This is a genomic window from Pseudooceanicola nitratireducens, from assembly GCF_900109195.1.
GTDB classification, from domain to species: Bacteria; Pseudomonadota; Alphaproteobacteria; order Rhodobacterales; family Rhodobacteraceae; genus Pseudooceanicola; species Pseudooceanicola nitratireducens.
The window spans coordinates 796,249-816,838 of sequence record NZ_FNZG01000001.1 but is presented as its reverse complement, the minus strand read 5'-3'; the positions used below and the strand labels follow the sequence as shown (position 1 = coordinate 816,838).

16 protein-coding genes are annotated in these 20,590 nt (G+C 65.6%); 7 read left to right on the top strand and 9 right to left on the bottom strand.

The features are described 5' to 3' along the window. Positions 1-47: 47 nt before the first annotated feature. Both BMX99_RS03785 and BMX99_RS03780 read right to left on the bottom strand, forming a co-directional pair. A complete protein-coding gene (locus BMX99_RS03785) occupies positions 48-755 on the bottom strand; it encodes an anti-sigma factor (protein ID WP_170848790.1) in 708 nt (235 codons plus the stop codon). Continuing rightward, on the bottom strand, positions 752-1,294 hold the full coding sequence (locus BMX99_RS03780; RefSeq protein ID WP_093447420.1) for a sigma-70 family RNA polymerase sigma factor: 543 nt from the start codon (positions 1,292-1,294) through the stop codon (positions 752-754). The genes BMX99_RS03785 and BMX99_RS03780 overlap by 4 nt, the downstream gene beginning before the upstream one ends. 181 nt (positions 1,295-1,475) lie before the next feature. Between BMX99_RS03780 and cobS the strand changes: the two genes are divergently transcribed. Beyond that, entirely contained in the window at positions 1,476-2,459 is a 984-nt protein-coding gene (gene cobS, locus BMX99_RS03775) for a cobaltochelatase subunit CobS (RefSeq protein WP_093448439.1), read from the top strand. 205 nt (positions 2,460-2,664) lie between these two features. Here cobS and BMX99_RS03770 read toward each other — a convergent pair whose 3' ends face one another. Both BMX99_RS03770 and BMX99_RS03765 read right to left on the bottom strand, forming a co-directional pair. After that, entirely contained in the window at positions 2,665-3,396 is a 732-nt protein-coding gene (locus BMX99_RS03770; protein ID WP_170848791.1) for an MHYT domain-containing protein, read from the bottom strand. A 293-nt stretch (positions 3,397-3,689) separates the two neighbouring features. Further along, positions 3,690-4,295 (bottom strand): NADPH-dependent FMN reductase, encoded by a 606-nt coding sequence (locus tag BMX99_RS03765; RefSeq protein ID WP_093447415.1) that lies wholly within the window; start codon positions 4,293-4,295, stop codon positions 3,690-3,692. A gap of 223 nt (positions 4,296-4,518) precedes the next feature. Here BMX99_RS03765 and BMX99_RS03760 point away from each other — a divergent pair, with 223 nt between their 5' ends. The 4 genes from BMX99_RS03760 (at position 4,519) to BMX99_RS03745 (ending at position 9,368) form a co-directional block, all read left to right on the top strand. Beyond that, positions 4,519-4,902: a hypothetical protein gene (locus tag BMX99_RS03760; RefSeq protein ID WP_093447413.1), complete on the top strand. Its 384-nt coding sequence runs from the start codon at positions 4,519-4,521 to the stop codon at positions 4,900-4,902. Between the two features lie 210 nt (positions 4,903-5,112). Further along, the gene (gene cobT / locus BMX99_RS03755; protein ID WP_093447410.1) at positions 5,113-6,987 is read left to right on the top strand and encodes a cobaltochelatase subunit CobT; all 1,875 of its coding nucleotides are present in this window, start codon (positions 5,113-5,115) and stop codon (positions 6,985-6,987) included. A gap of 174 nt (positions 6,988-7,161) precedes the next feature. After that, positions 7,162-8,955 carry an aminopeptidase P family protein gene (locus BMX99_RS03750; RefSeq protein WP_093447408.1) on the top strand — a complete coding sequence of 598 codons (1,794 nt, stop codon included), beginning with the start codon at positions 7,162-7,164 and terminating at the stop codon, positions 8,953-8,955. Positions 8,956-9,026: 71 nt separating this feature from the next. Then, positions 9,027-9,368: a DUF427 domain-containing protein gene (locus BMX99_RS03745; RefSeq protein ID WP_093447406.1), complete on the top strand. Its 342-nt coding sequence runs from the start codon at positions 9,027-9,029 to the stop codon at positions 9,366-9,368. A 100-nt stretch (positions 9,369-9,468) separates the two neighbouring features. Here BMX99_RS03745 and BMX99_RS03740 read toward each other — a convergent pair whose 3' ends face one another. Then, entirely contained in the window at positions 9,469-11,157 is a 1,689-nt protein-coding gene (locus tag BMX99_RS03740) for a chloride channel protein (RefSeq protein ID WP_093447403.1), read from the bottom strand. A 130-nt stretch (positions 11,158-11,287) separates the two neighbouring features. Between BMX99_RS03740 and BMX99_RS03735 the strand changes: the two genes are divergently transcribed. After that, the gene (locus BMX99_RS03735) at positions 11,288-12,664 is read left to right on the top strand and encodes an FAD-binding oxidoreductase (protein WP_093447401.1); all 1,377 of its coding nucleotides are present in this window, start codon (positions 11,288-11,290) and stop codon (positions 12,662-12,664) included. 114 nt (positions 12,665-12,778) lie between these two features. Next, positions 12,779-14,731 (top strand): LuxR C-terminal-related transcriptional regulator, encoded by a 1,953-nt coding sequence (locus tag BMX99_RS03730; protein WP_170848792.1) that lies wholly within the window; start codon positions 12,779-12,781, stop codon positions 14,729-14,731. Between the two features lie 159 nt (positions 14,732-14,890). Here the strand turns inward: BMX99_RS03730 and recN are convergent, their stop codons facing one another. The 4 genes from recN to ftsZ all read right to left on the bottom strand — a co-directional run bounded on the left by recN (position 14,891) and on the right by ftsZ (position 20,443). Continuing rightward, positions 14,891-16,537 carry a DNA repair protein RecN gene (gene recN, locus BMX99_RS03725; RefSeq protein ID WP_093447396.1) on the bottom strand — a complete coding sequence of 549 codons (1,647 nt, stop codon included), beginning with the start codon at positions 16,535-16,537 and terminating at the stop codon, positions 14,891-14,893. A gap of 38 nt (positions 16,538-16,575) precedes the next feature. Then, complete coding sequence (locus tag BMX99_RS03720; protein ID WP_170848793.1) at positions 16,576-17,421, bottom strand: outer membrane protein assembly factor BamD; 846 nt, start codon at positions 17,419-17,421, stop codon at positions 16,576-16,578. A 189-nt stretch (positions 17,422-17,610) separates the two neighbouring features. Next, positions 17,611-18,534, bottom strand: coding sequence for a UDP-3-O-acyl-N-acetylglucosamine deacetylase (gene lpxC, locus BMX99_RS03715; RefSeq protein WP_093448437.1), 924 nt, complete (start codon positions 18,532-18,534; stop codon positions 17,611-17,613). Between the two features lie 280 nt (positions 18,535-18,814). Continuing rightward, positions 18,815-20,443 carry a cell division protein FtsZ gene (gene ftsZ, locus BMX99_RS03710; protein WP_093448435.1) on the bottom strand — a complete coding sequence of 543 codons (1,629 nt, stop codon included), beginning with the start codon at positions 20,441-20,443 and terminating at the stop codon, positions 18,815-18,817. Positions 20,444-20,590 lie beyond the last annotated feature (147 nt).

Sequence of the window (20,590 nt, the reverse complement as noted above, 5' to 3'; positions counted from 1 at the left end):
CCTGGAAAGGCTACAGACAGGATGTGCGATTGGCCAGAAGGCGCGGATCAGATGGGTTCGATCTGGCCCACGGCAACGACGGCCCCCGTCGGCTGCCCGGTCGGGGACCCGCCTGCCGGTTCGTCGGAAATCGCCAGAACCGCGCCCGGCACCTTGGCCCACAGCTCGTCGGACAGGGTGACGACCTCGGCCGGGGAGCCGTCGGGCCAGACGATCACCGACACCGGGGCCTCGCCTTCGGCGATCAGCCAGAATTCAAAGGACCGATCCGGCGGATGCGAGCCGGCCTGGTATTCAAGCGCCAGCTGGCCGGTGTCGGCATCATAGGCCGCGGCAAACAGCACCGCGTTGTCCTGCGCCGCGATGCGGGCCTGGAATTCGGGGGCTGCCGGCGACAACATGCCCGAGTTCACGACGACAAAGGCCAGCCCCGCCGCCATCAGGCCCCCAAGCGCATATCCCAGCAGGCCAAGGCCGGTGCGGCGGCGCATCGGTTCCACGACGGGACGGTCCAGCGACGCCTCGATCGCGCGCCACAGGGTTTCGGGCGGCGTTTCCTCGGGGAAGTCGGCGGTCAGGGTGACGAAATCCTCGGCCCATTCGGCGACGCGGGCGCGCAGGATCGGGTCGCCGTCCATCCGCGCCTCGAACGCGCGATGATCGGCCGTGGACAGCAGGCCAAGGACGTATTCCGCCGCAAGGATGCGGTCGTCGTCCAGGGGCGCGTCTTGCGGTATGTCGGGCGTATCGCTCATTCCGACAGGCATTCCTTCAGTTTCAGCAGGCTGCGGCGCAGCCAGGTTCTCATCGTGTTCAGGGGGACCTCGAACCGGGCGGCAAGCTCGGCGTAGGTTTCCCCCTGCAGGTAGGCGCGGCGCACGGCCTCGGCCCGGTCCAGCGGCAATTGCCCGAAACAATTGACGATCCGTGCCCGGTCCGACGACGCCATGGCAAGCGCCTCGGGACCCGGGGTCACATCGGCGATCTCTTCCGCCTCGGACAGGCCCGCACCCGTGGCACGGCGCGCCCGCAGCTTGTCGATCGCGTGGTTGCGCGCGATGGTGATCAGCCAGGTCATGGGGCTGTAGCCCCCCGCCCGGTAGCGATCCGCATTGCGCCAGATCTTCAGATAGATCTCCTGCACGGCCTCTTCGGTTTCGGTATCTGACTTCAAGATACGCAGCACCACGCCGAAGAGTTTCGCCGAGGTATGACCGTAAAGCGCGGCAAAGGCCGAACGGTCACCTGTGGCGGTGGCGTCTATCAGGGCCTCGATTTCTTCGCGCGTGGACATCTTTCCCCCTCTGCCCCCCTGGTGCGATCTGCCCGTGACGGTGCGTCACACTCTGTCTTTGCAGGCCCATCCCCGCGTGATCCGGACGCAGGCCCATTTTGCCCTTTCCCTCACCCATGTCTTCGATATGGTGCAGCCTGGGCCGAAACCTGGGCCCGACAGCGAGAAGGACAAGCCGACGATGGCCGAGGGAATGACCGATATCAATGCAAAACCGACCGAAGAGATCTCGGTCCGCGAAGTCTTTGGCATTGATACCGACATGACGGTCAAGGGGTTCGAAGACCGGACCGACCGTGTTCCGGAGGTCGACTCGACCTACAAATTTGATCCCGAGACGACGCTGGCGATCCTGGCCGGGTTCTCGCACAACCGTCGCGTGATGGTGCAGGGCTACCACGGCACGGGCAAGTCGACCCATATCGAACAGGTCGCCGCACGGCTGAACTGGCCCTGTGTGCGCGTCAACCTCGACAGCCACATTTCGCGGATCGACCTGATCGGCAAGGACGCGATCAAGCTGAAGGATGGCAAGCAGGTTACCGAATTCCACGAAGGCATCCTGCCCTGGGCGCTGCGCAACCCGACCGCCATCGTCTTTGACGAATATGATGCGGGCCGTGCGGACGTGATGTTCGTGATCCAGCGCGTGCTGGAGACCGACGGCAAGCTGACGCTGCTGGACCAGAATGAGGTCATCACGCCGAACAAGTATTTCCGTCTGTTTGCGACCTCGAACACCGTGGGTCTGGGCGATACGACGGGCCTGTACCACGGCACCCAGCAGATCAACCAGGCGCAGATGGACCGCTGGTCGCTTGTCGCCACGCTGAACTATCTCAGCCATGACGCCGAGGCGAACATCGTCCTGGCGAAGGCCCCGCATTACAACAATGAAAAGGGCCGCAAGACGGTCAGCCAGATGGTGCACCTGGCGGATCTGACCCGGACGGCCTTCATGAACGGCGATCTGTCGACCGTGATGAGCCCCCGGACCGTCATCACCTGGGCCCAGAACGCCGAGATCTTCCGCAATGTCGGCTATGCCTTCCGCCTGACCTTCCTGAACAAATGCGATGAGCTTGAGCGCCAGACCGTGGCCGAGTTCTACCAGCGCTGCTTCGACGAGGAACTGCCGGAAAGCGCCGCGTCTGGCGCGGTCTGATCGTCAGGTCTGACGCTTGGCCCCTGCCCGACGGGCAGCTGCAAGACATTGGAAATAGAAAAGCCCGAAGGTTCGCGCCTTCGGGCTTTTTCCTTTGCGCGGGCCGTCTGTGCCGGACAACCGCCCTTCAGGTCGATCAAATGGAAAACGGGCCGGACCCAGGGGATCCGACCCGTTCAGTCAGCGTGGCCTGTCGCCGTAGGGATCAGACCCCGGCGCGCAGCTGTGCCAGCGTGCGGCGGTGGTTGAAAGTCGCCAGCATCGCCATGGTGAACACCGCCAGAGAGATGATCGCCACCAGGATCGACAGGAAGGATCCGCCGATCCCGCGCACCGCGGCCTCGACCTGATCCAGCGATACGGCTGCCATGGCCACGAAGTGCAGCGCGCAGACACCGCCGACGATCCCCGCCCCCTTGCGCAGGTGCGATCCGTGCACGCTGAGATCCTGCAACATGGCAAAGGTGAACCCGCCCATGCCTGCGATCACGCCAAGGGCCAGGACAAAGGGGTTATAGGTGGCCAGGCAGTTCTCTATGGCCGACATGCCGGTCAGATGCATCGCGGCGACGCCCAGACCTGCGATCATGCCAAAGATGATCCGCGTGCGGTCTTCGGTGATGAACATGGTGCCAGCCAGCGGCACGCCGACCAGAAGCACCCCGACCACGATCGAGATCAGCGTCAGCTGAAGATCATAGGTCAGCGCCGCATCGGGGCGATAGCCCAGCATGGCAACGAAATGCGTGGTCCAGACGCCGACCCCGGCGACGATGGCCACCCAGATCGCCGCAAAGATCCGCTGTTGCCGCGTGGCGATATCGGCATTGCGCATCAGCAGCAACATCGTGGCTGCTGTCAGGGTACATACTGCACCTGCAGCAAGTATGAAGTTCGAACGCGTTTCAAGAACGCCTTCAATCAGAGTCGTGATCATGTGGTGCCTGCTTCTATTTATTGAGGCGTAGGTACGCCTTTTGACGCGAAGGTATGCCAAGGGACCCCTTGATGGAAAGAATCTCCCTAGCGTCAGCAGAGCCGGGTATGCAAAAATATGCATATCCACCACATATTATTGATCGGCAACGTAAATTTCGACGCCAAATAGCGTCACCCCTCCCCTTTATGCCCAAAAAAAGACCACGCAGGCGGGGCTGCGTGGTCCTGTGACACGGCGCGGATTTCTGCAATGCAGTTTGCGCGCCGGTCCCTGGGGTCTTGCTGTGCCGATCAGGCGGCCTTGGCGGCCTCGGCGTCGCGGGCTGCGATGGTGGTGTTCGCCCACCAGACCAGGTCGTCCAGCGCGGCGGTTGCGGCCGGGGCGATGTTGGCTTCGATCTCGGACAGCGGCTTGCCACCTGCCATCGGGTGCACGGTGAAGAAGTCGGCACCGCCGATGTGGACCGCGCTGCGCACCGGAACCATCTGCAGTTCAATCGCGATGTGGCGCAGGTGCTCCAGCGCGCGGGTGCCGCCCATGGAGCCATAGGCGATGGCGGTCATCGGCTTGCGGACCCATTCGTTATAGGCCTGGTCCAGCGCGTTCTTCAGCGCACCCGAGATCGAGTGGTTGTATTCCGCGACCGAGAAGATGAAGCCGTCGAATTCGGCCAGCTTTTCCTGCCATTTGACGGCGGCCGGATCCGAGGACGGCATCCACATGTTCGACGCCGGTTCGTTGAACAGCGGCAGATCGAAATCTTTCAGGTCGACCAGCTCGATCTCCATGTCGGTGCGGGCCTTGGCCTGCTCCAGCATCCACTGGGTGGGGACGTCGGCCCAACGGCTGTCGCGGGTCGAGGTGACGATAAGGGCGATACGGGGGGTGCGGGACATTGCTGTCTCCTTCAGCGTTTGCGTTCGATGGCTTATAGCTACGCTTTTTGCAGGCGCAGAAAATCCCGATGGCCGCACATCCTCTGTGCGCGAAAATGCAGAGCACGTGACCGGCGGGCCATCGCCCCGACTGACAGGTCGTCAACAGTGCTTTTCCCAAAAAGGACCGGATCGGGTGTATTTTTTTATTTGTGATTAAAGATTGTGCGCTATCATCCAGATCATGTGGTATCTGCGACACCTCACGCTAGGACTACTGCTTGCCCTTCCCGGGGCCACCCATGCTGCGCCTGCCGATCTGGGGGATCCCGTGATGATCTTCGCCGGCTGCGCCGGTCGCTTCTCTGCCGAAATGGAACATTCCTGGCTGATCGGCCGCGATGAAACGGCGGTGCGCGGCAAACGTCTGGCGATGATCGACCTGGTGGATGCGGCCCTGCCCCCCGGACGGGGGCCAGAGGTTCTGGCGCGGCGCATCGAAGCCAAATTCGCCCAGGCCATGCTGCTGCAACGCGCCAGTTTCAGCCGCGATGCAGGCACGGCCAGCCGCGCCCTGGCCCGCGCCCGCGCCGCGCTGCGCCAGTGCGAAGCGCTGCTGCCGGGCTGATCCGGTGGCCAGTTCGTTCCGCACCCCCGGCTCGCGCCGCCCCATGGCGACACCCCGGGGATGAGCGGCCTTGGCCTGCCCTTCGCCCGCCGCGACGTGGATGACGGCGACATGTCCGGCCCCCCCGCCGCCGCGTCACCTGTACGAGGCAGGCACCAGGCCCGCGTATCAGGGATTGCCGATCCCCTTCGGGGATGCTTTACCTCTGGCATGAGCAAGCCAAGCGACAATCCCGCCGATCCGTTCAAGAAGGCCCTGGCCGAGGCCACCAAGGTCATGGCCAATGACCCCGACCTGAACGTCAGCTATTCGGTCGACCCCGCCGGCAAATCCGGAGACAACATGCGCCTGCCCCAGGTCAGCCGCCGCATGACCCGGGACGAGGTGCTGCTGGCCCGCGGCACCGCGGATGCCCTGGCGATGCATCACCGCTATCACGACGCCGCGACCCATGCGAAATATGCGCCCTCGGGCGACATGGCGCGTGACCTCTACGAGGCGATGGAAACCGCCCGGTGCGAGGCCATGGGCGCCCGCGACATGCCCGGCACCGCCGGCAATATCGATGCCAAGATCGGGGCCGAGGCCAAGCGCATGGGCTACGAGGGCATCTCGCAGATGTCCGACGCGCCGCTGCCTGTCGCCGCCGGCTACCTGATCCGCCATCTCGCCACCGGCCGCCCCCTGCCCCAGGGGGCCGACAACGTGATGGAACTGTGGCGCGGCTTTATCGAACAACAAGCCGGCACGACGCTGGAAAACCTGGACGAAACCCTGTCCGACCAGTCCGAATTCGCCCGCTTTGCCCGTCGGGTCATCGACGACCTTGGCTATGGCGATCAGCTGGGCGACGATCCCGACCAGTCCGATGACGACGACCAGGACGCCGCCGAAGACGGTCAGGACGAACAGGAAGAGCCCGACAGCAGCGGCGACTCGGACAACGAAGAGGACGCCGAGGCCAACCCCGAGCAATCCCAGGACCAGCAGCAGGACAGCGCCGAGGCCAGCGTCAACACCGACGACATGGCCGACGAGGAAATGGGCGAAGAGGCCGAGATGCCCGAGGGCGAAGCCCCGCTGGAGCCTCCGCCGCCGCCCCCCGCCTCCGAGGCGGATCCGAACTACACCGTCTTCACCCCCGATTTCGACGAGGAAATCGCCGCCGAAGACCTTGCCGACCCGGTCGAGCTGGAACGCCTGCGCGCCTATCTGGATCAGCAGCTGGAACCGCTCAAGGGGGCCGTGGGCCGCCTGGCCAACAAGCTGCAGCGCCGGCTTCAGGCCCAGCAGAACCGCAGCTGGCTGTTCGATCTCGAAGAGGGCATCCTCGACGCCGGCCGCCTGGCCCGCGTGGTGGCCAACCCGACGACCCCGCTGTCGTTCAAGGTCGAGAAAGACACCGAATTCCGCGACACCGTGGTGACGCTGCTTCTGGACAACTCCGGCTCGATGCGGGGCCGGCCGATCTCCATCGCGGCGATCTGTGCGGATGTTCTGGCGCGCACGCTGGAACGCTGCTCGGTCAAGGTCGAAATCCTCGGCTTCACCACCCGCGCCTGGAAGGGCGGGCAATCGCGCGAACGCTGGCTGAACGACGGCCGCCCGCAGCAGCCGGGTCGCCTGAACGACCTGCGCCACATCGTCTACAAATCCGCCGATGCGCCCTGGCGCCGCTCGCATCAGAACCTCGGTCTGATGATGAAGGAAGGACTGCTGAAGGAAAACATCGACGGCGAGGCGCTGGAATGGGCGCACCGCCGGATGGTCAACCGCCGCGAGGCGCGCAAGATCCTCATGGTAATTTCCGACGGGGCCCCGGTGGACGATTCCACGCTTTCGGTGAACCCGGCGAATTACCTGGAAAAACACCTGCGCGACGTGATCGCCATGGTCGAAAAGAAGAAGATGGTCGAACTTCTGGCCATCGGCATCGGCCATGACGTGACACGCTACTACGACCGTGCGGTGACCATCACCGATGTGGATCAGCTGGCCGGCGCAATGACCGAACAGCTGGCGGCGCTGTTTGACAGCGACCCGCGTGCAAGGGCGCGGATGGTCGGCATCAAACGCGCCTCCTGATCCCCATCATCTTGCCGAAAATACTCCGGGGTGCGGGGCAGCGCCCCGCTCCCTGACCCGGTCAGGGGCGCTATGGCCCGTGGCCCGGGCGCCCCGCTGCCAAAGCCCCCCGCCCGCTCTGGCCAAGACGGCCGAAATGGCTATCCTGCGGCAAATTCAGTCAAGAGGCCCAATATGTTCCAGAGTTTCGACAGCCCGACCTCGCCCGACCAGGGGCCGCCCCGTCTGGCCCGTCTGCGGGCGCTGATGTCGGAGCAGGGCCTCGACGCGGTGATCGTGCCGCGCGCCGACCGGTTTCAGGGCGAATACGTCGCGCCCCATGACGACCGTCTGGCCTGGCTGACGGGCTTCACCGGCTCGGCCGGGTTCTGCGTGGTGACCGCGACCCGTGCCGCCGTCTTCGTCGACGGCCGCTACACGGTGCAGGTCCGCGCCCAGGTCGCGCCGGATTTCACCCCCGTGGACTGGCCCATGACCACCCATGTCGACTGGCTGTCGCGCGACCTGCCCTCGGGCGGGGTGGTGGGCTTTGATCCCTGGCTGCATAGCCTGGATGAAATCGCCCGCCTGACCGCCGGGCTTCCCGACCATGACCTTCGCCCAATCGCCAACCCGATCGACGCGATCTGGGACGACCAGCCCGCCCCGCCCTCGGCCCCGGTGCTGCCGCATCCGCTGGAATTCGCGGGCGAGGATCACGGGGCCAAACGCGCCCGGCTGGCACAGGATCTGACCCGCGCGGGCCATGCGGCCGCGCTGATCACCCTGCCCGATTCCGTGGCCTGGCTGTTCAACATCCGCGGGGCGGATATTCCCCGCAACCCGATCGCCCATGCCTATGCCCTGCTGCGTGCCGATGGCACGGCCGTGCTGCTGACCGATCCGGCAAAATGCGACGAGGTCCGCGACCACCTGGGCCCTCAGGTCGACATCCGGCCCGAAGGCGATCTGGCCGACGTCCTCTCGGACCTCGCCCAGGGGCCGGTGCGGGTCGACACGCAATCCGCACCCCAGGCCGTGGCGCTTCTGCTGGACCAGGCGGGGCTGGACCTGATCCCCGGCACCGATCCCTGCCGCCTGCCCAAGGCCTGCAAGAACGCCGCCGAACTTTCAGGCATGCGCGATGCCCATCTGCGCGACGCCGTGGCCATGTGCCGGTTCCTTGCCTGGTTCAACGCGGCAAATCACACCGGGCTGAGCGAGATTGACCTGGTCACCCAGCTTGAAGGGTTCCGCCGCGACACCAACATGCTGCGCGAAATCTCGTTCGACACGATCGCCGGGGCCGGTCCGAACGGGGCGCTGCCGCACTACCGCGTCACGGCCCAGACCAACCGCCGCCTGGGCGAAGGCGATCTGATCGTGCTGGACAGTGGCGGGCAGTATCCGGACGGCACCACCGACATCACCCGCACCCTTGTGGTGGGTCAGGCCGGCGCAGAGGAAAAGCGCGCCTTTACCCTGGTGCTCAAGGGGATGATCGCCATCTCCCGCGCCCGCTTCCCGCGTGGCGTGGCCGGGTCGCACCTGGATGCGCTGGCGCGCTATCCGCTGTGGCTGGCGGGGCTGGATTACGACCATGGCACCGGCCATGGCGTCGGGGCTTATCTTTGCGTGCACGAGGGGCCTCAGCGGCTGGCGCGTGGCGGCGATGTGCCGCTGGTTCCCGGCATGATCCTGTCGAATGAGCCGGGCTATTACCGCGAAGGGGCCTTTGGCATCCGGATCGAGAACCTGATCGCCGTGGAAAGTGCAGCACCCTTGCCCGGCGGCGACGCCCGTGACATGTTGGCCTTCGAAACCCTGACCTGGGTTCCCATAGACCGCAACCTGATCGACCCGGATCTGCTGACCCAAGAGGAACGCGACTGGATCGACAGCTATCACGCCATCTGCCGCGACAAAATCGGCCCTCTGATCCCGGAAGACTGCGGGACATGGTTCAACGTCGCGACGGAAAAACTTTGAATAATAGGCCCTTGTCACCATCCTGTGATGTTGACCGGGCACAAGATCCTAAGCCTTGGGGAGGGCCGTTCATGTCCGATATTACCATTCACCGTGCCGAAGGCACCTGGGTTGTCCGCGCCGGCGGTGCCGTTCTGGGCGAAAGCCGCGACGCGCTGGAGCTGAGCGAAGGCGACCTGCCGATGGTCATCTACTTCCCCCGCGCCGATATCGCGATGGCTTTTCTGGACCAGACCGGCCACACGACCCATTGCCCCAAGAAGGGTGACGCAACGTATTTTTCCATCGTCACGAAAAGCACGACGTTGGAAAACGCCGCCTGGTCCTATGAAAACCCCATCGACGGGGCCGAACGCATCGCCGGCCACATCGCCTTTTACGCTACGGATTTCGTGGCGGTCGAACGGGTCTGATCGCGTCTTCGGGCGATCAAGACGGGGTCGATCAGCAGGGGGCCGATCAAAACGGGTGACGGCCCCCAGGGTGGCGACCAGCGCCCAACCCATCAGATGATCAGCTGTGTTCCTCGGCCGCCGTGGCGGCCAGGGCCCGGTTGTAGGCGCGCAGCGCATCCACGTGATAGATCGCGCCCAGAAGCTTGGGCGGCTCATCCGCACGAGTGATCTGCACCACCGGCAAGAAGACCGCGCCGGTGCGGTCAAAGGCGGGCAGCGCGGCTTCCAGCGTGGATTGCGCGTCGACGTAATCGCCCGCCTCGATCAGCTCCCAGCAGGCCTCTTCCGAGGGGCTGCGCTCTCCTCCCATGGGGCGCATGACGTCCGCGACGCGGAACAGCGCCAGAAGATAGGCTTGCGGCCCCGCCGCCAGGTGGACATCGCGGCGCTCCAGCTGGGTCAGGAAGAAGGACCGGTCCACCAGCCGCGTGCCGATCGCGGTCGAGATCGAAACCGTCACCATCACCGCAAGGCCTGTCGCCCAGTCGCCCGTCAGTTCAAACACGATCAGCGTGGTCGAGATCGGTGCGCCCAGCACCGCCGCCGCCACGCCGCCCATCCCCGCCAGCGCATAAAGCGCGGTCGAGCCAGAGACATCGGGAAAGACCGACGTCGCGATGATGCCAAAGGCCAGCCCCGTCAGCGCTCCCACCATCAGCGATGGTGAAAAGACTCCGCCCCCCATGCGCCCGCCGATGGTGATCGCCACGGCGATGGTCTTGATGACCGCAAACAGGATCGCCTGCGTCAGGCCCAGCTGGCCCGTCAGCGCGGCCGAGGTGGTTTCATAGCCGACCCCGATGATATGCGGGAACAGGATCGCCATGGCCCCCAGCATCGCGCCGGTCAGTGCCGGGCGCAGCCAGCGCGGAATGCCGGTGCGGGCCTGGACGTGGTTCGCCAGGTCCTCGGCCGCGAAGATCGTGCGCATCAGCATGCCCGCCACCACACCGCAGATCGCGCCCAGCATCAGGAAGGCCGGAAGCTCCTGGTAGAATTGCAGGAAGGACGCTGCCGGCAGCGAAAACTCGGTCACATCGCCGAATTGCAGCCGGCTGATCACCGTGCCCGCAACCGACGCGATGACGATCGGGGCAAAGGCATGGATGGCGAAGTGCCGCAACACGACCTCGAGCGCGAAAAGCGCCCCGGCGATCGGCGCGTTGAACGAGGCCGAGACCGCCGCCGCCACAGCACAGCCCAGAAGGTCGCGCCCGGTGACCCCGTCGGCCTTGAGCCAGGTCAGCACCCGGGACGAGATGACGGCGGCCAGGTGCACCACCGGCCCTTCGCGGCCCGACGACCCGCCGGTGCCCAGGGTGATCAGCGACGCCGCGGCCGAGGCAAGGCCGGCGCGTTCCTCGACCCGGCCTTCGTGCAGGGCGGCCCCCTGGATCACGTCCGCCACCGATCGCACCCGCCCGTCGGGCGTAAAGACGTGCAGGATCAGCCCCACCACCAGACCGCCGGCAATGGGGATGCACAGCACCCAATACCACGGCAGGGATCCCGCCCAGCTGTGCAGGTGCGCCACGTCGTCGGTGCGATAAAGAAGCGTCTGAAGCGCGGCGATCCCGTTGCGGAACAGCACGGCGGCCGATCCGGCAACGATCCCCACGGCCAGGGCGATCAGCCAGAACTGCACCTGGTTGGGGCCGCGCGTCCGGATCACCTGCCAGCCGTTGCGCAGGGTGGCGATCATGCCATCGGCCAGTTCGGCCACCTGCGATCGGCTCTGCCCCGTCATCCGGTCATTGTCCTTCAAGTCACGGCCCGGCGGCACCGGGCCAATTGCGCGCGTTCAGGGCCCGGCCTGCCCTTTCGCTGGACTGCGAGCTACCTTACAAGGGCGCAAATCTGACTGGCAGGATACCCTCATGACGATAGAAGCGGCTTGGCCGGAGCTTTCCAAACTCTTAGGCGATCGGATCACGAGGTCCAAGAGCGAACTGGAAACCCATGGCGCATCGGAAAGCTATTTCCCCCTGACCCTGCCCGATGCGGTGGCCTATCCGGAAAATACGCAAGAGGTTTCGGCGCTTGTGACCATTTGCGCGGCGCATTCGGTTCCGGTCATCGGCTGGGGTGCGGGCACATCGCTGGAAGGTCAGGCCCAGGCGTTCCAGGGCGGGATCTGCGTCGATTTCAGCCGCATGAACCGCATTCTCGAGGTCTCGCAGGGCGACATGGACGCTCGCGTGCAGCCCGGCCTGACCCGAGAGGTCCTGAACGAGGAGCTGCGCGCGACGGGCCTGTTCTTTCCGGTCGATCCGGGGGCCAATGCCTCGATCGGGGGGATGGCATCGACCCGGGCCAGCGGCACGACGGCGGTGCGCTATGGCACGATGCGCGACAATGTCCTGGGGCTCGAGGTCGTGCTGGCCGATGGCCGGGTGATCCGCACCGGTACGCGGGCGCGGAAATCCTCGGCCGGGTATGATCTGACCGGGCTGTTCGTCGGGGCCGAGGGCACGCTTGGCCTGATCACCGAACTGACCCTGCGGCTGCATGGCCAGCCCGAGGCCGTGACCTCGGCCGTCTGCGCCTTTGACACCATCGGGGATGCGGTGCGCGCGGTCACGGATGCGATCCAGATGGGCATTCCCATGGCGCGGGTCGAATTCGTCGATGCGGCCACCGTGCAGGTCTTCAACGAATACGCCGGGGCCGGCATGCCCGAGGCGCCGCATCTTCTTCTGGAATTCCACGGCTCTCCGACCTCGGTCGCCGAGGATGCGGAAAGCTTTGGCGAGATCGTCGCGGATCACCAGGGGCACGGCTTCCAATGGGCCAGCGGCGCGGAAGAGCGCAAGGCGCTTTGGACGCTGCGCCACCACGCCTATTGGGCGATCCTGCAGACGCGGCCCGGCACCCGCGCCGTGGTCACCGACATCTGCGTGCCGATCTCGCGCCTGGCCGAGGCGGTCGAGGCCACCCAGGCCGACCTGGACGCCCAGGGCATCCGCGGGCCGATCCTGGGCCATGTGGGCGACGGCAACTTCCACGCCATCCTGCTGTTCGATCCCGACGACACCGAAGAACTGGCGCGCGTGAAAGCCGCCGCCGACCGGCTGGTGGACCGCGCCCTTTCCATGGGCGGTACGGCAACGGGCGAACATGGCATCGGCACCGGCAAGAAGGTCTTCATGGCGCGCGAACATGGCGATGCCTGGGGCGTGATGGGCGACATCAAACGCAGTCTGGACCCACATAACCTGATGAACCCGGGCAAGATGGTGCCTGACGCCAATTAGCAACAATAACCTGCCTTTGCAGGTGCGACCGATTGACCGGCGGCCCTGAAATGGCCCATGCTGAACGCCGACCGCGGGACGGTTCGAGGACAGGGTACGGTATCAGGGGCACAGGTGTCGAAAGCGACGGACAGCCGCATTGCAAGGTCGGCCAGCGAAGGCAGCGCGGGCACCACGCTGCCGTCGGACAGCCGGGATGCCTCTGCCGTGCGATCCGTCGATCCGGTAAGCGCGGATACGATGCCGGACAGCACCGCCGACGACGCCCAGCCCGGGCTAAGCCCCGAGGATGCCGCGCTGATGTCGCAGGTGCTGGACAAGCTTTACAGCCCCGCGCTGGATCCCAGCACCCTGCCCGAACTTCTGGATCTGTGGGAACGCATGATCGCGCCGCAATGGCATGGCCCCGAAGGGACCGCCAAGGGGGGCTTGCGCGGACTTCTGGCGCGGTCGTCGCTGCCGCGACACATCCGCCAGGTCGAGGATCTGCTGCTGAAGGCCATCGGCCAGTCGAACCGGCGGGCCGAGGACCTGGCCCTGATGCCCTATCGCATGACCGTGGCGCTGACGCTGGACCGGCAGATGCGCGTCACCGGGGTCAGCCGCGCGGCCCATGACCGGCTGGGCATCTCCCGCGGCGTCGCGCTGAGCGGGCTGCACCTGAAGCGCGAGGATCTTCGTGCGATCTCTCGCGCCGCGGTCGAGCTGTTCCGCACCCGGGCCGCCGATGAACCGCCCCTGCCCAGCCTGATCCGTGCCCGGACCGAAAAGGACGGCCAGGCGGTGCTGGTCAGCCTGCATCTGTGCCGTCCCGACCGTCACCCGCCCTTCGTGCTGATGGCAACGACCGAAACCCATTGGACCGCCAACGCCCTGGCCCGGCTGCGCGATACGCTTGGCCTGTCCCAGGCCGAGCTTGAGGTGCTGACGGCGCTGGCAAAGAACCACAGCCTGGCCGAGATCGCAGACCTGCGCGGACGGTCGCTGAACACCGTGCGGACGCAGGTGAAATCCCTTCTATCCAAGACCGAAACCTCCAGCCAGGCGGACCTGATGCGCCTGGCGCTGACCTCGGTGCCGATCTCGGCCCCAGATGCGCCGCTGGACACCGCTGCGATGATCAGCGGCCGGGTCGCCCGCGCGGGGCTGGAACTGCCCGAGCTACCCTTCCAGGTCCTGTACCGCCCTGACGGGCGCAGCGTGGATTTCCTGGAGTTCGGCGATCCGAACGGCCGGCCCGTGATCTATTTCTGCGCCAATTTCGGCATGTGCCGCTGGCCTGCGGATGGGGAATTCACCGCCGGGCAGACCGGGTTGCGGGTGATCGTGCCGATCCGGCCGGGCTATGGCGGGTCCACCCCGCTTCCGCTTGGCATCGACCGCGCCCAGGCCGTGGCCGAGGATGTGATCGCCCTGATGGACCGGCTGGACATTCCCGCCGCCCATTGCCTTGTGCTGGACGAAGACATGCCCTTTGCCGCCCGGCTACACGCCATCGCGCCGGACCGGGTGCTGGGGGTTCTGGGCTGCGGGGCCTCCCTTCCCTTCCTGCGGGATGCGCAATACCAGCGCATGGGACGCTGGCACCGGTTCGTGCTGGGCACTGCGCGGTTTGCGCCGCAGTTCCTGTCCTTTGCCTCGCGCGCGGGCTTTGCCATGGCGCGGCAGCTGGGCAAGGCCGAATTCGTGCGGCTGATCTATTCCGGCAGCCCCTCGGACGTGGCGACCACCCGGTCGCCACGGATCTTCGACGCGCTGGAATGCGGAACCGAGATCCTGATGGGCGAAGGCGTCGACGCAAGCGACGCCTATATCGAGGACACCCGCGTGTTCCATGTCACTGATTGGCATCAGGAGTTCCGCGCCATGGCCGACAGCGTCCAGGTCGTTGCGATGATCGGCTCCGATGATCAAGCCGTCGCCCCCGAGACGGTCGGCGAATACAGGGTGGATTTTCCGCAGGTTCGCATCATAATGGTGCAAAATGCGGGTATCTTTCTGCTGTTCCAGCACTGCTTCGAGGTGTTGCGTCAATTGGAAGAATTGATGCACCTCACGAAAGCGTGAAGCCTTGCCAGCAAGGCGCTATCCTTCTCAAGACAGTAGGCATCACCCATATGGTGTATGACGCGCCCGCGAATTTCACGTATTCGGATACTGTAGTAAAAAGTGTCTGGTTAGCCCCGGTCAATCGGCATGGTTGATCGGGGTCTGCCTATATTAGCGTCAACCCAACAGGGAAAGCGCTGCAGCCCGTGCCTCGGGCGTGATCCGATCTCCCGACAGCATACGCGCGATTTCGTCGACGCGCTCATCCTCGGCCAGCGGGGTGACTGTGGACAGCGTCATGCCGTCCTCGACCCTTTTCGCCACGCGCCAGTGATGTGCGCCAAGGGCCGCGACCTGGGGCGAATGGGTGACGACAAGAACCTGACCACCATCCGCAAGGCCCGCCAGACGGCGACCAACCGCATCGGCGGTCGCCCCGCCCACGCCCCGGTCGATTTCGTCGAAGATCATCGTGGCATCGGCGCGTTCACCGCGCAGACAGACCTTCAGCGCCAGAAGAAACCGCGATAGCTCTCCGCCCGAGGCGATCTTGTTCAGCGGACCCGCCGGGGCCCCGGGGTTGGTGGCCACGGTGAATGTCGCCTCGTCCCGGCCATCGGGGCCGGGTTCGGTGGCGGCCAGGGCGGTCTGGAACACCGCGCGCTCCATCTTCAGGGGGGCGAGTTCGGTCATCACGGCCGCGTCCAGCCGCGTCGCGGCCTCGGCCCGGGCGTCGGACAGGGCCTGCGCAGCGGCATCATAAGCGGCGGCGGCAGCCTTGGCGGATTTCTCCAACGCGGCCAGGTTGTCGGCTCCGCCGTCCAGCCGTGCCAGACGTTCCCGCAGGGTTTCCGCAAAGGCGGGCAGATCGTCGGCAACGATGCCATGCTTGCGCGACAGGGCGCGGATGGCGAACAGCCGTTCTTCGGTCTGTTCCAGCTCCATCGGGTCGAAATCCAGTTCGTCCAGCGCGCGTTCCACGCCGTCCGAGGCCTCGCCCAGTTCTGTCAGGGCGCGCGACAGGGCGGCCAGCGCGGCCTCCAGCCGGTCGCCCGCGTGGTCCGAGGCATCCTCGAGCCGCCGCAGCGCATCGGTCATCAGGCCTTCGGCCCCGTCACCGCCAAGCGCCTGGGCGGCGCGGGTGATGTCTTCGCGGACCTTGCTGGCGGATTGCATCAGCCGGCGGCGGGCATCCAGGGCCTCGTCCTCTCCGGGCTGGGGGTCCAGCTTGTCCAGCTCGCCCACGGCGTGACGCAGGAAATCCTCTTCGGCCTTCACCTCTTCCAGCGCGGCGCGGGCCTGATCCAAAGCGCGGTGCGCTTCGCGGCGGGCGCGCCAGGCGTCGCGGGTGGCGGCGATCAGATCGGGGCGCGCCATATAGGCATCCAGCAGCGCCAGATGGCCGCGCGGGTTCAAAAGCCCGCGGTCGTCATGCTGGCCGTGCAGTTCGATCAGCGTCTCGGATAGGGCGCGCAGCACCTCGCCACTGGCGCGGCGGTCGTTGATCCAGGCGGTCTTGCGGCCATCGGCAGTGTTGACCCGCCGCAGCAGAAGCTCCGGCCCGCCGGGCAGCCCGGCCTCTTCCAGCACGCGATGCGCGGCGTGGCCTTCGGGCAGGTCGAAGGATGCCGTGACCTCGCCCTGATCGGCCCCCTGCCGCACCAGATCGGCGCGTCCGCGCCAGCCCAGAACGAAGCCAAGGGAATCAAGCAGGATGGATTTGCCGGCCCCGGTTTCGCCGGTCAGCACGTTCAAACCGGGCTGGAACTCAAGCTCCAGCCGGTCGATAATCAGCATGTCCCGGATGTCCAACCCGCGCAGCATCTTGCTATCCCGTTACCGGACCCGCCGCAGGGGCCGGATCACAGCCATTTGCCCTGAATCATCTGGCGGTAGATGTTCGACAGCCAGTTGCGGCCCCGCACCTTGGTTTCCAGCCCCTGCTTGGTCAGCAGGCGATAGCTGTCTTCGTACCAGTCGGTGGACTGGTAGTTGTAGCCCAGGATCGCCCCGGCGGTCTGCGCCTCGTCGGTCAGGCCAAGCGACAGATAGGCCTCGACCAGGCGGTGCAGCGCCTCGGGGGTGTGGGTGGTGGTCTGGAAATCCTCGACCACGACGCGGAAACGATTGATCGCCGCGCTGAAGTGATCGCGCTTGAGGTAATAGCGCCCGATCTCCATTTCCTTCGCCGCCAGGTGGTCGAAGGCCAGGTCGAATTTCAGGATCGAGGACCGCGCGTAATCGCTTTCGGGATAGCGTTCGATCACCGTGCGCAGCGATTGCAGCGCCTGGAAGGTCAGCCCCTGATCGCGGCCCACTTCGTCGATCTGATCATAGTAGGACAGCGCCAGCAGGTACTGGGCATAGGCGGCATCGTCGTCGGTCGGGTAGAAGTCGATATACCGCTGCGCGGCCGAGCGCGAATTCTCGTAGTCCTTGTCCTTGTGATGGGCAAAGGCCTGCATGATCAGCGCGCGCTTGGCCCAGGCGGAATAGGGATACAGCCGTTCGACTTCGCCGAAGTATTCGGCGGCGCGTTCGAACTTGCGGCGATTCAGCTCATATTCGGCGCGGCCAAAGATCTGTTCCGCGGTGAAGGCCTCGATCGGTTCACCGCCAATGCCCTTGCCGTCGGTCGATGTGCCGCCACAGCCGGCCAGTACAGCGCACAGAAGAAGGGCTGCGGCGCTTGCTTTTCCGCCTGACAATCGAAACTCCCCCACGTGCCGCCTCTTCCGTCTTTTTATGACTCACATCCCGCGGCAGCCCTGCGACCCCGCGTTTGTCCCCAAGGGTCTAGCACAGAAAATCGGGGGGGCAAATCGACTTTAACCCTTTCCTGCGCATAGGAGGATTTCGCACATCGCCTGCGCCGGATCCTCGTGGTGCGGCAGGCCTCAGGCGACCTGCGGAATCTCGTCCAGGTGCACGCCGGCACCGGGCAGGCGTGCGGCCTGCGCGGCGGTGCAATCGACAAAGCGATAGTTCGCCGGATCACCAAAAACCGCGCGGAGCAGCGTGTTGGTCAGGTTATGGCCCGACCGCGTCCCGGTATAGAGCCCCAGGACCGGGCCGCCGGCCAGCGCCAGATCGCCAAGCGCGTCCAGCATCTTGTGGCGCACGGGTTCATCGGTGCGGCGCAGACCGCCGGGGCTGACCACGGCGTCGCCGTCGAAGACCACGGCGTTTTCGCCGGGCACACCGCCCAGGGCCAGGCCCTGCGCCTGCATCGCATCCACATCCGCCTGGCGGCAGAAGGTGCGGCAATCGCAAAGTTCGCGCACGAAGGTGCCGTTTTCCATGGTCAGGTGCTTGGTCTGGCTGCCGATGGCCTGATCTTCGAAATCAATGGCAAAGGCGATTTCCATCACGCGCGAGGGTTCGAGCCGGGCCACGGCGTCGCCTGCGCGGACCTCGACCGGGCGCAGGATTTCCAGCGCGCGGATCGGCGCGGACTGGGCCCGCAGCCCGCATTCCAGGAAGGCCCGCACGAAAGGCGCAGAGGAGCCGTCGAGGATCGGAACCTCGGGGCCGTCGATCTCGATCAGCGCGTTGTGGATGCCGCAGCCGGCCAGTGCGGCCATCAGGTGTTCGATGGTCGACACGCGGGTGCCGGCGGCGTTTTCCAGCATCGTGCACAGGGGCGTGCGGTTCACGCGGTCCCATTGGGCCGGGATCTCGCTGTCGCCAAGGCGGATGTCGGTGCGGCGGAAGAGGATGCCATGGTTCGGCGCGGCCGGGCGCACGGTCAGATTGGCCGGGGCCCCGGAATGGAGCCCGACACCCTTGAACAGGACCGGAGCTTTCAGCGTCTTTTGCACGACTTCCTCGTTTTCCCGGACAGGTGCGATCCGTTCTTGATGCGGTTGCCCCCGCAGATCGCGTCCGTTGCCCATAGATAGGATGGGTGTGGATAATGCTCAATTCACGCTTTGCAACGGAATGTAACATGGCCTGCAACATGGCCGTGCAGCACCCTACCCCCTTACCCCACAACGGAAAACGGCCACCCAAGGGCAGCCGTTCCGAGGTAATCTGAACGTCGGTGACGTTCGGGTCGAGGTCGTCTGAACGTCAGTGACGTTCGGGTCGTTTCGTCGATCAGTTCGCCTGGCGACGCAGGAATGCGGGAATTTCGATGCGTTCCTGCTCGGGGTTCGATTCTGCCTTGCGGGGCGCTTCCTGGGTCCGCATGGCGGGCTGGGGCTGCGCCTGATGCGCCGCGGCGGCCTTCTGATCGCCGGTCATGCGACCGATCAGAGAGTTGATCCCGAAGCGCGACTTTTCCTCGTGCTGTTCGGCCTGGGGCTGCGGCGCGCGGGCCGAGGGGCCCTTGGTCACGGCAGCCTGCAGGCGGGCCAGGGTTTCAGCCGAGGGCTGTCCGACACGCGGGGCGCGCGGAGCCACGAATTCGTCCGAGGCCATGCGGTCCTGTTGAGGGGCCGGCTGGGGAACGGGCTGCGGCGCGGGCTGGGGTGCGGATTGCACCACCTGCGGGCGGTAGGCCGGTGCGGGCAGACCGTCGTCGGTCATCTCTTCGACCACGTCATCCTGGCTTTCGACCGGGGGGAAGTCGTGGAACAGCGACGGCTCGTTCGCGTCGTCCTCTTCTTCCACCGGCGCATAGCTGCGGGTCTGGACCGGTGCGGGTTCGGCTGCGACTTCGATGTCGGCCTCAACCGGGGCCGGCGCCACGAAAGCGGGCTTTTCTGCAACCGGCTCGGGCTGACGGCGGCGCGGCGACGGGGTTTCCTGAACCATTTCGACCACGTCGATACCGGTGGCCACGACCGAAACGCGCATCTTGCCCTGCATCGAGGTGTCGAGCGTGGAGCCGACGATGATGTTGGCGTCCGGATCCACCTCTTCGCGGATGCGGTTGGCGGCCTCGTCCAGTTCGAACAGGGTCAGATCGTCCGACCCGGTGATGTTGATCAGGACGCCCTTGGCACCGCGCAGGCTGATTTCGTCCAGCAGCGGGTTCGCGATGGCCTTCTCGGCGGCCTGGATGGCGCGATCTTCGCCTTCGGCTTCGCCGGTGCCCATCATGGCTTTGCCCATCTCGTCCATCACGGCACGGACGTCCGCGAAGTCGAGGTTAATCAGGCCGGGACGGACCATCAGGTCGGTGACACCCTTCACGCCCTGGTACAGGACGTCATCCGCCATCGAGAAGGCTTCGGTGAAGGTGGTCTTTTCGTTCGCCAGACGGAACAGGTTCTGGTTCGGGATGATGATCAGCGTGTCGACCATCTTCTGCAGGGCCTCGACACCGTCTTCGGCCTGCTTCATGCGCTTGCCGCCCTCGAACTGGAAGGGCTTGGTCACGACGCCGACGGTCAGCACGCCCAGTTCACGCGCGGCCTGCGCGATGATCGGGGCAGCGCCGGTGCCGGTGCCACCGCCCATGCCGGCGGTGATGAAGCACATGTGCGACCCGGCAAGCTGGTCGACGATCTGTTCAATGGATTCCTCTGCGGCGGCGGCCCCGATCGAAGCTTTCGCCCCGGCACCCAGACCTTCGGTCACTTTCACGCCCAGCTGGATGCGGTGCTCGGCCCGGCTTTGCTGCAGGGCCTGCGCGTCCGTGTTGGCCACGACGAAATCGACGCCATCCAGCGCCTTGTCGATCATGTTGTTGACCGCGTTGCCACCCGCGCCCCCGACACCGAACACGGTGATGCGCGGTTTCAGTTCTTCCTGTCCGGGGACCGAGAGGTTCAATGCCATGGTTTTGTCCGCCTGTCGTGCCATCTCTGGCGCTGTCTATTCATGCCTATCGTTGCTCACCATAACCCGAGTCTGGGGGGAGGTCACCCTTAAATCGGAGGATTTCGCCCAAAATCTGGGGCGAAAGCAGAGAAATCCAGCGGAATA

Excerpts from the sequence above, each read along its gene's own strand:
- cobS (WP_093448439.1), top strand. The coding sequence starts at position 1,476 with ATGGCCGAGGGAATGACCGATATCAATGCAAAACCGACCGAAGAGATC.
- BMX99_RS03740 (WP_093447403.1), bottom strand. The coding sequence starts at position 11,157 with ATGACGGGGCAGAGCCGATCGCAGGTGGCCGAACTGGCCGATGGCATG.
- BMX99_RS03785 (WP_170848790.1), bottom strand. The coding sequence starts at position 755 with ATGAGCGATACGCCCGACATACCGCAAGACGCGCCCCTGGACGACGAC.
- BMX99_RS03745 (WP_093447406.1), top strand. The coding sequence starts at position 9,027 with ATGTCCGATATTACCATTCACCGTGCCGAAGGCACCTGGGTTGTCCGC.
- cobT (WP_093447410.1), top strand. The coding sequence starts at position 5,113 with ATGAGCAAGCCAAGCGACAATCCCGCCGATCCGTTCAAGAAGGCCCTG.
- ftsZ (WP_093448435.1), bottom strand. The coding sequence starts at position 20,443 with ATGGCATTGAACCTCTCGGTCCCCGGACAGGAAGAACTGAAACCGCGC.
- BMX99_RS03750 (WP_093447408.1), top strand. The coding sequence starts at position 7,162 with ATGTTCCAGAGTTTCGACAGCCCGACCTCGCCCGACCAGGGGCCGCCC.
- BMX99_RS03765 (WP_093447415.1), bottom strand. The coding sequence starts at position 4,295 with ATGTCCCGCACCCCCCGTATCGCCCTTATCGTCACCTCGACCCGCGAC.
- recN (WP_093447396.1), bottom strand. The coding sequence starts at position 16,537 with ATGCTGCGCGGGTTGGACATCCGGGACATGCTGATTATCGACCGGCTG.
- BMX99_RS03770 (WP_170848791.1), bottom strand. The coding sequence starts at position 3,396 with ATGATCACGACTCTGATTGAAGGCGTTCTTGAAACGCGTTCGAACTTC.
- BMX99_RS03760 (WP_093447413.1), top strand. The coding sequence starts at position 4,519 with ATGTGGTATCTGCGACACCTCACGCTAGGACTACTGCTTGCCCTTCCC.
- BMX99_RS03780 (WP_093447420.1), bottom strand. The coding sequence starts at position 1,294 with ATGTCCACGCGCGAAGAAATCGAGGCCCTGATAGACGCCACCGCCACA.
- BMX99_RS03735 (WP_093447401.1), top strand. The coding sequence starts at position 11,288 with ATGACGATAGAAGCGGCTTGGCCGGAGCTTTCCAAACTCTTAGGCGAT.